11 protein-coding genes are annotated in these 11,922 nt (G+C 60.6%); 10 read left to right on the top strand and 1 reads right to left on the bottom strand.

Annotated elements, in window-relative coordinates; genetic code table 11:
- The first annotated feature begins 169 nt into the window (after positions 1-169).
- From AB8A50_RS19030 to AB8A50_RS19005, 6 genes are all read left to right on the top strand, one after another.
- A complete protein-coding gene (locus tag AB8A50_RS19030; RefSeq protein ID WP_170849610.1) occupies positions 170-1,042 on the top strand; it encodes a branched-chain amino acid ABC transporter permease in 873 nt (290 codons plus the stop codon).
- Entirely contained in the window at positions 1,039-2,085 is a 1,047-nt protein-coding gene (locus AB8A50_RS19025; protein ID WP_093757540.1) for a branched-chain amino acid ABC transporter permease, read from the top strand. The genes AB8A50_RS19030 and AB8A50_RS19025 overlap by 4 nt, the downstream gene beginning before the upstream one ends.
- A complete protein-coding gene (locus tag AB8A50_RS19020; protein ID WP_439078587.1) occupies positions 2,085-2,885 on the top strand; it encodes an ABC transporter ATP-binding protein in 801 nt (266 codons plus the stop codon). Before AB8A50_RS19025 ends, AB8A50_RS19020 begins: the two co-directional genes overlap by 1 nt.
- A complete protein-coding gene (locus AB8A50_RS19015) occupies positions 2,878-3,582 on the top strand; it encodes an ABC transporter ATP-binding protein (RefSeq protein ID WP_439078586.1) in 705 nt (234 codons plus the stop codon). Before AB8A50_RS19020 ends, AB8A50_RS19015 begins: the two co-directional genes overlap by 8 nt.
- Positions 3,554-3,916 (top strand): Rieske (2Fe-2S) protein, encoded by a 363-nt coding sequence (locus AB8A50_RS19010; protein ID WP_439078585.1) that lies wholly within the window; start codon positions 3,554-3,556, stop codon positions 3,914-3,916. Before AB8A50_RS19015 ends, AB8A50_RS19010 begins: the two co-directional genes overlap by 29 nt.
- Positions 3,917-4,144: 228 nt before the next feature.
- Positions 4,145-5,287 carry an alpha/beta hydrolase family protein gene (locus AB8A50_RS19005; RefSeq protein ID WP_439078584.1) on the top strand — a complete coding sequence of 381 codons (1,143 nt, stop codon included), beginning with the start codon at positions 4,145-4,147 and terminating at the stop codon, positions 5,285-5,287.
- 42 nt (positions 5,288-5,329) lie between these two features.
- Here the strand turns inward: AB8A50_RS19005 and AB8A50_RS19000 are convergent, their stop codons facing one another.
- Positions 5,330-5,803 carry a MarR family winged helix-turn-helix transcriptional regulator gene (locus tag AB8A50_RS19000; protein ID WP_244558562.1) on the bottom strand — a complete coding sequence of 158 codons (474 nt, stop codon included), beginning with the start codon at positions 5,801-5,803 and terminating at the stop codon, positions 5,330-5,332.
- Positions 5,804-6,222: 419 nt separating this feature from the next.
- On the opposite strand from AB8A50_RS19000, the gene AB8A50_RS18995 reads away from it, so the two are divergent.
- From AB8A50_RS18995 to AB8A50_RS18980, 4 genes are all read left to right on the top strand, one after another.
- Positions 6,223-7,752 (top strand): porin, encoded by a 1,530-nt coding sequence (locus AB8A50_RS18995; protein WP_439078583.1) that lies wholly within the window; start codon positions 6,223-6,225, stop codon positions 7,750-7,752.
- A 196-nt stretch (positions 7,753-7,948) separates the two neighbouring features.
- Complete coding sequence (locus AB8A50_RS18990) at positions 7,949-9,946, top strand: O-linked N-acetylglucosamine transferase family protein (protein WP_439078582.1); 1,998 nt, start codon at positions 7,949-7,951, stop codon at positions 9,944-9,946.
- Positions 9,947-10,417: 471 nt separating this feature from the next.
- On the top strand, positions 10,418-10,624 hold the full coding sequence (locus AB8A50_RS18985) for a hypothetical protein (protein WP_068729538.1): 207 nt from the start codon (positions 10,418-10,420) through the stop codon (positions 10,622-10,624).
- Between the two features lie 277 nt (positions 10,625-10,901).
- The gene (locus tag AB8A50_RS18980) at positions 10,902-11,801 is read left to right on the top strand and encodes a LysR family transcriptional regulator (RefSeq protein WP_068729536.1); all 900 of its coding nucleotides are present in this window, start codon (positions 10,902-10,904) and stop codon (positions 11,799-11,801) included.
- Positions 11,802-11,922 lie beyond the last annotated feature (121 nt).

Genomic DNA, 11,922 nt, shown 5'->3' with positions numbered 1-11,922 from the left:
TCCTCTGCTCCCTCTCCCTGCTTGCGGGGAGAGGGTCGGGGTGAGGGGGACTCTCCGCAAGCTCGGAGCAAATGGATAGCCCCCTCACCCGAAGGCTCCGCTTCGCTCACCTTCGACCTCTCCCCGCAAGCGGGGCGAGGTTAGCCCTCCACCGAGATTAGGAACATTCGTGGACCAGCTCCTGCAACACCTCGTCAATATGCTTGTGCTCGGCGGCACCTATGCGCTGCTCGGCATCGGGTTGACGCTGATCTTCGGCATCATGAACGTGGTGAACTTCACCCACGGCATCCTCTACACATTCGGCGCCTATATGATGTTCATTGTCGTGCATCAGCTCGGGCTTAATTTCTTTGTCGCGCTGCCGGTAGCGATCGTCGCGGGCTGGCTGCTGGGCGCGGTCATCGAGATCACGCTGCTGCGGCCGCTACGCGGCGCCGATATCGATACCACCATGCTGGTGATGATCGGCGCCTGGATCGCGATGCAGTCCGGTGCACTGTGGATCTGGGGCGGCGTCGCCAAGTCCATCGACAATCCGTTTCCCGACGCGCCGCTGGTGATCGGACCTGTGTCCGTGTCCTGGCTTCGCCTGTTCGTGCTGTTCGCCGCCGCGCTGCTGATCGTGCTGGCTTACTCGCTGATCAATCTCACCAAACTCGGCAAGGCAATGCGCGCGACCTTCCAGGATTCCGACACCGCCGCGCTGATGGGGGTCAATGTCAGCCTGATCTACACCTCGACCTTTGCCATTGGCTCGAGCCTTGCGGCCGCTGCCGGCGCCTTGCTCGGTCCGGTCTATGTCGTGTTCCCGCAGATGGGCGATCTCGCCGCGGTGAAAGCCTTTGCCATCGTCATTCTCGGCGGTCTCGGCAACATTACCGGCGCGGTCATCGGCGGTTTCATTCTCGCTTTGGCGGAAGAGCTTGGCGCCGGCTACGTGTCGTCGGGCTATCGCGATGCCATGGGCTTCCTGATCATCATCATGGTGCTGATCTTCAAGCCGACAGGATTGTTTGCACGGGCGGAGCGCGTCGGATGAAGCAGATCGTCACGCTCCTCTGTCTCGCTTTCTTCTCCTCCGTACCGATGTGGCTGACGGATCCGTATCTGCTCAACGCGCTGATTACGACCGGCATCTTCATCATCGGCGCCATGAGCCTCAATCTGCTGCTCGGCTTCACTGGACAGCTCAGCCTCGGCCATATCGCCTTCTTCGGCATCGGCGCCTATGTCAGCGCGCTGACATCGCTGGGATTCGATGTGCCGATCTACGGTGATTTCCATATCGTCCACGTGCCGTGGCCGCCGATTGCGGGCTTCTTTCTGGCGATCCTCATTTCGGGCTTCTGCGGCTATCTGGTGGGACGCCTGTCCTTCAGCGTGCGCGGCGCTTACTTCGTCATCGTCACGATCTCGTTCGCCGAAGTTGTCAGGCTGGTGGCGCTGAACTGGGTCGAGCTGACGCAGGGCCCGCTGGCGCTGACCAATATTCCGTCGATCACCATAGGTCTGCCGGGGCTTGGCTATCTCGTGCTGAAGACGAAATTTCACAACTACTATCTGGTATTGGCCGTTGCTGCGATCTCCTACTTTCTGATCTCACGCCTCGTTCATTCGCATTACGGCCGCGCCATGCGCGGGCTGATGGAGAACGAGACGCTGGCTGTCGCCGTCGGCATCGACGTCACCAAGACGCTGACACTGGCCGCCGTGATCTCTGCCGGTATCGCCGGCGCTGCCGGCAGTCTCTACGCGCATTACATCCGCATCATCGATCCCGACGTCTTCGCCTTCATCTCGACGGTGACCATGGTGATCATGGTGGTGTCGGGCGGCAAGGGCTCGCTGGCCGGGCCCGTCGTCGGTGGCGTGATCTTCGGTCTGCTGCCTGTGTTCCTGCGGCCGATCATGCCGCCGGAGGCACAGTGGATCACCTATGGCGTGGTGCTGATCGTCATCCTGTTCGTCATGCCGCGCGGCATCGTGCCGTCGCTTGCCGCGAAACTCGGTTTGGCCCGGGCCGGCGGAACCAGACGGGCGTCCATCGCCGTCTCCGAACGGACTGCCGAGGAGCACGCGTGATGGCCGAGACAGTACTCAGCATTGAACATGTCGCGGTCCATTTCGGTGGCCTCGTCGCGATCTCGGACATGAATTTCCATGTCAACAAAGGTGAAATCGTCAGCCTGATCGGGCCGAACGGCGCCGGCAAGACCACGGCCTTCAACGTCATGACCGGCTTCCTCACGCCGACCAAGGGCGCGGTGAACTATTGCGGCGCGGACCTCAAGGGCAAGAAGCCGCATGAAATCGCGGATCTCGGGCTGATCCGCACCTTTCAGCGCACCAGCGTGTTTCCCAATGACACCGTCTACGACAACGTGCTGATGGGTCTACACCGTCAGGGCAAAGTTGGTCTCGCTGAAGCCATTCTTGGCCTGCCGCGTGCCCGCGCATCGGAGAAGGCGCAGCGTGCACGTGCCGCCGAGTTGGTGCGCTGGATCGGACTCGAGGCGCGCGCCAACGACCTCGCCGGTTCACTCTCCTACGGCGAACAGCGCCTCGTCGGTGTCGCACTGGCGCTCGCCGCGCAGCCGAAGATGCTGCTGCTGGACGAGCCTGTGTCCGGCATGAACGCGTCGGAGACGCATACTTTCGTGCAGCTGATCCGCAATATCCGGGATCGTGGCGTCACGATCCTCTTGGTCGAGCACGACATGCCGATGGTGATGAGCGTGTCGGATCGCATCGTCGTGCTGAATTACGGCCGCATCATCGCCGAAGGACCGCCCGACGAAATCCGCAAGAATCCTACAGTGATCGAAGCCTATCTCGGTCAGAGCGCGAAGGATGTGGTCAAGGAGGTTGCAGTCCATGCTTGAGATCCGTGACATGGTTTGCGCCTATGGCCAGATCTCGGCCCTCAAGGGCATTTCGCTCTCGGTCAAGGCCGGGCAACTTGTGGCGCTGATCGGTGCCAACGGCGCCGGCAAGAGCACAACGTTGCGGGCGATCTCGGGCCTCGTGCCGTCGCGCTCCGGCAGTCTTCATTTCGACGGTGAAGACATCACCGGTATCGGCGCGCAGCGGGTGCTCACCAAGGGTATCGCGCATTGCCCGGAAGGGCGTCGCGTGTTTCCGCATATGACGGTGGCCGAAAATCTCGACATGGGCGCCTATCTGCGCTCGGACACGAGCGAGGTCGCTATGGACCGCGACCGCATCTATGGCGAATTCCCACGCCTCGCCGAACGCCGCAAGCAGGCGGCAGGGACGTTGTCCGGCGGTGAGCAGCAGATGCTGGCGATTGGCCGTGCGCTGATGTCCCGGCCGCGCCTGGTGATGTTCGATGAACCGTCGCTTGGTCTCGCGCCCAACATCGTCGAGCGTACCTTTGCGATCATTCGCGCGATCCGCGACGCCGGCACGACTGTTTTATTAGTTGAGCAGAATGCCTTCGCCGCGCTCGAGATGTGCGATCATGCCTATCTGCTGGAGTCCGGCCGTGTCGTGCTGTCCGGTGCGGGAGCGGAGCTGATCGAGAACGAGCATGTCCGACGGGCCTATCTTGGCGGATGACGACAGTCCCGCCCGATGGGTCGCGGTCTGTTCGCGCGAGCGCCTGACCGAGCAGACAATCGTCTGCGTCAACGTGGCTGGCCTCGGTGTTCTCATCGTTCAGGATGGCGAGACAATCTACGCCTGCGAGCGCGCCTGTCCGCATGAGCAGGCCGATCTCAGCCTTGGCCGCGTCGCCGATCGCCGGCTGCACTGTCCGCGTCATCTGGCCTGGTTCGATCTGGCAGACGGCAGCATGTCGCCGGGTTGGCCGAGCAGGGGTTTGCGACGCTATCCGGTGCGTGAAAGCGATGCGCAAATCTGGGTCGATGCACAGGCCGTCGTCCCGAAGTAACAAGCCGTCGCGCGAGTTACGCGGCATCGGGCCTGGATGCAGAATTCGTTGGCGCTGCAGCATTCAATTGGTGCAGTTGCGGTATAATAATCATGCTTGCCCCCTCGTAAAGCGCGGATAATACTGCTGAAAAGTCGGACTCCAGAGTGTGTCTGGCAGTACACAAATGGGCGCAAGACCCATGCTTCTCGTCGATCTTTCAAGCGATCTCCGTCAAGGGCCAGGGATGTGACCATTATCGATTTCGGCAGGGCCATCCCATCGTCGCAGGGGCGCGGCTGGCAGCAATGGCCTGGCCATGAAGACTTTTCGCTGCAGTTCCTGCGCGTGCTGCGCGCGGCGCAGGAAGGCGGAAGTACCGTTTCGGAATGTTTCCTGGCGGCGGAGCGTATCAATCCGCGCGATGACGAGAGCTGGTATCGCGAATGGTATGGCGCGGCTGATATCAACCGTGAGCGCGCCGCGGAGGCGCTGGCCAGCGGCCACATCCCGACGGCGCTGAGCAACTGGCTGCGCGCGGCCAACTACTATCGCACCGCTCAGGTCATGCTCGCTTGCAGCGATCCGCGGCAGGGCGCCGCCATCGCCCTGATGCAGGATTGTGCCCGACTTTACGTGCAGCATGCAACGCCTGCCGGCGAGGTCGTCGAGATCCCGTGGCGGGACGGTGTGTTGCAGGGATACTTCGTTCCTGCGCCGCGCGCGACGCGGCCGCTGCCGGTCGTTCTCTGCGTCGTCGGGCAGGGCCACTACAAGGAAGAGCATCTGCACAGGGTGCCCAGCTACGCGCTGGAACGCGGTCTCTCACTGTTGCTCGTCGATTTACCCGGTCAATCCTATAGCCAGGAGATGATCGGGTCGCCTTGTCGGTATGAGGTCGAAACGGCGATCAGCGGCTGGGTCGATTTCCTGGCCGACCGCAGCGATATCGATCAGGAGCGAATTGCGATCTTCGGAGACGGCCTGGGAGCTGCCTTTGCGACGCGCGGCGCCAATCTCGACGACCGCTTTGCAGCAGCTGTTTGCGATGCCGGAATCTGGGAGCTTCACGAGCGCGCGTTTATTGCCAGCCGCATTTCAGGCCGCGCAGGTCTGGGCTGTCCGAGTGAAATCGAGGGCTTCAACAGCAGCAGCGTTGCCGCCAATATCAAATGCCCGGTCCTAGTTGCGATGGGCGAGCGCGACTGGCTCGATGTCGATCACGTCACGGAATGTTGCCGCGTCATGAAACAAAACGGCCTCGACATCGAACTGAAGATCTTCCGCGCGTCGGAAACGGTGGCCCCGCCCGCCCAGATCGATATTCCGACAGTGGGCAACGAGTTCATTTTCGACTGGATTGTCGATCGTCTGGACTCACGAACGAAGTAGGGCACGGCGCGGTCGATTGATCCGCCACTCACCCGGCGATGGTCAGCTCTCGACTTCCAGCATCAGTGTCGCTTTTTCGAGGCGACTCTTGAGCCGGGACATGTGCTGTCCGATCTCCTTCAAGGCCTGCTCGTCGAAATCGCTGAGAATGAAATCCCCGAGCGACTCTCTACGAGCTGATAGCGCGGAGATCTTCTTGCTGGCCTTTTCGGACAGCGACATCAGTACGACGCGGGCATCCTCGCGGGACGCAACGCGCCGCATGAAGCCATTCTTCTCGAGCATTTTGGATTGGGTGGTGACGAAGGAGGGGTCGACGTGGAGCATGGCGGAGACGTCCTTGACAGGCACGCCGTTGCCGCGATCGAGGTCGCTGACGGCCATCAGGATCATCCATTGCGGTCCGCTGATGCCGAGCTCCTTGGCCCAGAACTGGCGGATTCCCTCAAGATGGACATTGATCGAGGCGATGTCCCAGATGAACTGTCGGATGATCTCCTGATTCTGGCCGGTCACCCAAATCGAAAGCTCATTTTCGTTCCAGCCCGCAGATCCCCCACGCATAGTCACCACTGCCCCGCCGGCCATTCCATCGTCCCACACTTCTCAGAATTCTATAATTGTATCAGTGAATTGTGACGTGCAAACCACGATTTCGTGTGTTGCCGGGAAACCACACTGCATCGCGATAAAGTTACCTGAGTTCATAAAGTATTTTGCTTCTAAGAATTGCGCAGGCATTCTCAGTTCCGGCGATGGGGAAACCCTCAGTCGTCCCGTTGAAGTAGTTCGCTTGAGTGCCTCGCGTTATGCGGGTGTTTCCGAAAGCGCGAAGTATTTGAGCGGTTAGTTTGGGGACTTGGGGGACTAAATCTTCGGGCGCACGCGCCTGGCAGATCCGGAACCTTCCCTTTTGGACAACTTGGAGGTTTAACATGACGATGATTAAGAGCCTTATCCTCGGCTCGGCGGCGGGTCTGATCGCCATCGGCGGAGCTCAGGCAGCCGATCTTCCGGTGAAGGCCAAGGCAGTGGAATACGTGAAGATCTGCTCGCTCTACGGCGCAGGCTTCTACTACATCCCGGGCACCGACACCTGCATCAAGATCGGCGGCGCGATCCGTTTGGACGTTGCGTTCAACGGCAGCACCTACGACGTTCCGTTCTGGCAGGGTGGTGCCGGCGGCAACAATCTCTGGACCAAGAACTATTTCTCGACCCGTGAACGCGTCAACTTGACGACGGACACCCGCACCGCGACCGAATACGGCGTGGTTCGTACCTACGCGAACATCCAGTTCGACTTCCTCCAGGATCGTGAATCGATCGCTGGTGGTTATACCGAAGTCGACTACGCCTTCATCCAGTTCGCCGGCTTCACCTTCGGTAAGGCCGTCTCGCAGTTCGATCCGCAGTGGGCGCTCGCCAAGCCGTACATCTCGTCGGGCTTCAACGCTGGTTCGAACAACGCGACCGGTATCCCGCAGCTGGCCTACACCGCTTCGTTCGGTAACGGCGTGTCGGGCACGATCTCGATCGAAAACGCATCGGCCTACCGCAACGCAGGCCTCTGGAATACCAACGGCTTCATCGTCGGTCCGGGCGCTCCCTCGTTCACCGGTGCGTTCTACGGCACGACGTCGAACACCTTCCTGGGCAACGCCTACGGCGGCAACCACATTCCTGACATCGTCGGCAACATCCGCCTCGATCAGGCTTGGGGCACCCTGCACTTCGCTGCTGCAATGCACGCTGCGACTCCGGGCTTCTACGGCACGACCGAAGCTACCGGTCACGCCGATGACAAGTACGGCTTCGCTGTGAGCGGTGCGGTCGAATTCAAGAACCTGCCCACCGGCGCAGGCGACAGCTTGAAGATCGAAGCATCGTACGGCAAGGGCGCAGCCAAGTACGTCTTCGGTGGCACGACCGATACCTCGGGTGGCGGCCGCTACGCGAAGGTTGATGGTAACAGCCTCGGCTTCGGCTATGTTCTGGACGGCGTTTACGCCACCAACGGCCAGATCATCCAGAGCTCCGCTTGGGAAGTTAGCGCTTTCTACGAGCACTACTGGAACCCGGCTTGGCGCACGTCGCTGTTCGGCAACTACAGCCACATCTCGTATGGCTCCGGCAACGACCTGATGATGGCCGCCTTCACTGGTGTCAGCACCGGTGGCCCGGGCTTCAACTCGTCGTCGGCTGCTGCCGCTCGTGCGGGTGTGTTCGCCGGCACGGGTAACTTCGACCTGGGTCTCGCCCAGATCGGCACTCGTACCGCTTGGACCCCGGTTCAGAACCTGACCCTGTCGGCTCAGTTCACCTACAGCCGCCTCGATCAGAACCTGAACGGCACCTACACGACCCTCAGCACCGGCATGTCAGGCAAGCCGGCCGGTACCGTTCTCAACACGGCCGACCAGAACCTCTACAACGGTTCGGTGCAGATCCTGCGCTCCTTCTAATTCTGATCGTCTCACAACGACCAGTCTTTGAAACAAAGACCCCCGGCAGGAAACTGTCGGGGGTTTTTGGTTTTATGGAGCAGCGCCGGACTTCATCGGCTCGAGCGGGCGTTCTCGACGCCGCAGAGGTGGGCGTCTATACCGGGTGACGTGGCCCTCGGCCATGCAAGCCGTAAAGCCCGAAGTTCGAAGAGCCATGGCGTCCCCAGCTGAACTGTTTCAAAGCGCATTCGCCGCCTTCCAGCAGGGCCGCCTCCAGGAGGCCGAGCGCGGGTTCAGCAAGTTCTTGCGCAAGGATCCGAAGCATTTCCCGGCGCTGAATATTCTCGCCATCGTGCTGGTCGCGCTGAAGCGCCATGCGGAAGCCGAACCGCATCTGAAAGCGGCCCTGCGCATCAATGCGACATCGGATGCTACGTTCTACAATTACGGTCTGGTGCTGAAGGCGCTGAACCGGCCGGATGAGGCGCTACTTCGTTTTACCGAAGCGCTGGCGCTCAATCCCGGCAATGCCGAAACGCTGAATAACCGTGGCACGGTTCTGAACGATCTGCGCGACTACCCCGCCGCACTGGCTGATTTCGATCGCGCGTTGGTGCTCCACCCGCGCTATGCCGCAGCATTCTTCAACAAGAGCAAGTCGCTGGCCGAGTTGAAGCGCTACGACGAGGCCCTCGCGGCTTGCGAGTCGGCTCTCGCCTTGCAGCCCGATCTGGCAGAAGCGTGGTTTGGCCGCGGTTACATCTTTGGCCAGATGCGGATGCCGGCTGAAGCGGTGGAGGCCTATGGCCGGGCGCGCCAACTCAATCCGGACCTGCCACTGCTCAAGGGCAATCTGCTGCATCAGAAGATGCTGGCCTGCGACTGGCAGGGGACCGACGCGCTGATTGCCGAGATCGAGGCCGATCTTGCCGCGGGCAAACTGGCCGCCGAGCCGTTTGGCTGGCAAGGCGTGGCCACATCGGAACGCAGCCTGCAGCGCTGCGCCGAACTGACCAACGCCTCGCGTTTTCCCATGCAAGCTCCACCGCTGCGCGCTTCCCCGACCGGGCCGAATGCAAAAATTCGCGTCGGCTATCTGTCCGGTGAATTTCGACAGCAGGCGACGTCGCTGCTGCTGGTCGGTGTGCTGGAGCAGCACGACAAAAGCGCATTCGAGATTTTCGCCATCGACAACGGGTATGACGACGGCAGCGACATCAGGCGACGCATCGCTGGCGCCGTGGATGGGATCGTCGATATCTCCACACTGAGCGATCCGCAGGCGGTGGACGCCCTTCGTGCGCATCGCATCGACATCCTCGTCAATCTCAACGGCTATTTCGGCGAGCAGCGTACCGGCGTATTCGCGCGCAGGGCCGCGCCGGTACAGGTCAATTATCTCGGCTTTCCCGGCACGCTCGGCGCGGGTTTCATGGATTACATCCTCGCCGATCAACATGTCCTGCCGCCCGAGCACCGGCAATTCTACAATGAGAAAGTCGCCTGGCTGCCGAATTGCTATCAGGCCAATGACGATCGCCGGGAGATATCGACGCGTGCATTCGCGCGCGCGGAGGTCGGCTTGCCTGCGCAGGGCTTCGTGTTCTGTTGCTTCAACAACGCCTACAAGATTACGCCCGATGTCTTCGACAGCTGGATGCGGATTCTGTCAGCCGTTGACGGCAGCGTTCTCTGGCTGTTGGAGGACAGCGCTGCGGCTGTGGCGAATCTGCGCCGCGAAGCGGAATTGCGGGGCATCGACCCCGCGCGTCTGGTGTTTGCCGCGCGCATGCTGCCGGCCGAGCACTTGGCGCGGCATCGTTGTGCGGATCTATTTCTCGATACGTTGCCGTACAACGCGCATACCACAGCGAGCGACGCATTATGGGCTGGATTGCCGTTGCTGACCTGTCGTGGAGAAACCTTTGCAGGGCGCGTCGCCGCGAGTCTTCTGCAGAATCTGGGTGTGCCGGAGCTGATTACGGCGAAGCGAGACGACTATGAGTGCATGGCGATCGAGCTGGCGGAAAATCCCGAGCGGTTGTCGTCGATCCGGGAGAAATTATCGGCCAATCGTCTGAACATGCCGGCCTTCGACACCCGGCGTCTGGCGCGTGATATCGAAACCGCATTTCGCAAAATGGCCGAACGGGCCCGGGCAGGGCTGGCGCCAGCCCACATCATGTTTCCCGCTAACGATAGCGGCCAATAATATATTTGATTGAGCAAATCAGGTATTGCGCTCAACATTCTGGCTCATGTAATATTTTCGTGCGCAGCCGGCAAATTTTTGACGGCCCTAAGTCTTCGAGGAGACTCGCGCACTCTGCTGTAAATCTCCGAAACCACCGGCAATGCCCTGCCGGTGGTTTTTCGGCTTTTTTGGGGCCAGTTTCGAGTGGCCCGCTGGTATTCCAGGATTATTGCTAACGCGGAAAGGGCGCGGGAACTGTGTCATGCCGGCACGCCCTTGAATCAGTCCAACCCCCTCTGAAAACGGCAGAATTGCTGCTGACCAGATCAGCAGCATGAGATGGAATCTGTCGCATAGGCATCCAAATTATGACCTGTTGTCCATCGTTGCATATCAGGACTGACGAGCTATCTGACCGAAATTGCTAGAGATTTCTTGCTTTTTGAGCAAGTTGTGGCTAAAAGCCGCTCATCGTGGAGAGTATGAATAATGGCGCATAACTACGCAATTAATGAGGACGTTCACCACCAGCTGCAGGGGCCGCAGGGCCGTTCCACCATCAAGGAACGCAGCATCTACACCATCACCTCTCGCCTTCCGATCGAAGCCGATGGTCGCCCGCGTTACCGGATCAAAAGCAAGTCCGAGAACATCGAGCGTGTCGTGACCGAAGAGCAGATCAGCCGCCTGGGTTGATCTCGGATCAGCCTTCTTGCTGATCGTACTTGCCGTTTGCTGTCGTCGCCGGGGCCTTGGACCCCGCGACGAAGCAGACCGCCCCAAACACCCCAACCAGATTCTATCTTGAAGCGGGAAGCTTGGCCGGGGCTGATCTCTGCTCGTCCTGCTGCGATGGTTGCGGCAAAGCGGCTTCGCACCATATGCTTTGCCCCGAGGGCGGGCACCGAAGGCCACACACGCGATCGTCGCGCCGCACCTCGGCAAAAATGATGTGGTCGGAGCGGGGCGTCCCTTGATAGAAAAACTTGAACTGCTGTTGTCGCTGGCGAAGGAACGGCATTTCGGCCGCGCCGCGGAAGCTTGCGGCGTGACGCAGCCCACCATGTCCACCAGCCTCAAGCAGCTCGAGGACATGCTCGGCGTGATGCTGGTGCAGCGCGGCTCGCGCTTCCAGGGGTTTACGCCGGAAGGCGAACGCGCACTCGATTGGGCACGCCGCATCGTCGGCGATGCTCGCGCGATGAAGCAGGAAATCAACGGCCTCAAGGACAGTCTATCCGGCGAGATCCGCATCGCCGCAATTCCTACGGTGCTCGGCATGGTCGCCTCACTGACGACGCCGTTTCGTGCGCGGCATCCCGATGTGCGGTTTCGCATCGTGTCCTGCACCTCCACGGCCGTGCTCGGTCTGCTTGAAAATCTCGAAGTCGATGCGGGCCTGACCTACATCGAGAACGAACCGCTCGGCAAAGTGCGTTCGATCCCGCTTTATAAAGAAAGCTACCGGCTGTTGACCTCGCCGGACAGCATGTTCGGCGATCGCAAGAGTGTCACCTGGTCCGAAGTCGGCCAGGTGCCGCTATGCCTGCTGACCCCCGACATGCAGAACCGGCGCATCATCGATCGTGCCCTGAAGTCGGTCGGCGCCGAGGCGATGCCGATGCTGACGTCGAATTCGATTATCGTGCTCTATACCCATGTGAAGACCGGCCGCTGGGCCAGCGTGATGCCGGCCAAGTTGGCGGAGACGCTGGGTCTGACCGCCAATGACTCGGTCCGTATGATCCCGATCGTCGATCCCGTGGTGAATTATGGCGTCGGTCTCGTGGTGCCCCAGCGCGATCCCATGACCCCGCTGGTGGCGACTCTGGTGCAGATCGCCCGGGAGGTTGCGCCGTCGCTGGAAGCGTAAGACCCCCGTTTCGGGTGCTGCAATTGCTGCGCTGCAACCAAGCTAACCATTTCAAATTCATCGATTTCGCCGGGTGTCGATACCGTTTCCGTATCGCAGCATGAGACAGCTTTATTGATCT

This window comes from Tardiphaga sp. 841_E9_N1_2 (assembly GCF_051811065.1).
Classification (GTDB): domain Bacteria; phylum Pseudomonadota; class Alphaproteobacteria; order Rhizobiales; family Xanthobacteraceae; genus Tardiphaga; species Tardiphaga robiniae.
The sequence above is the reverse complement of the archived record's forward strand: the minus strand, read 5'-3'. Positions and strand labels throughout refer to the sequence as shown.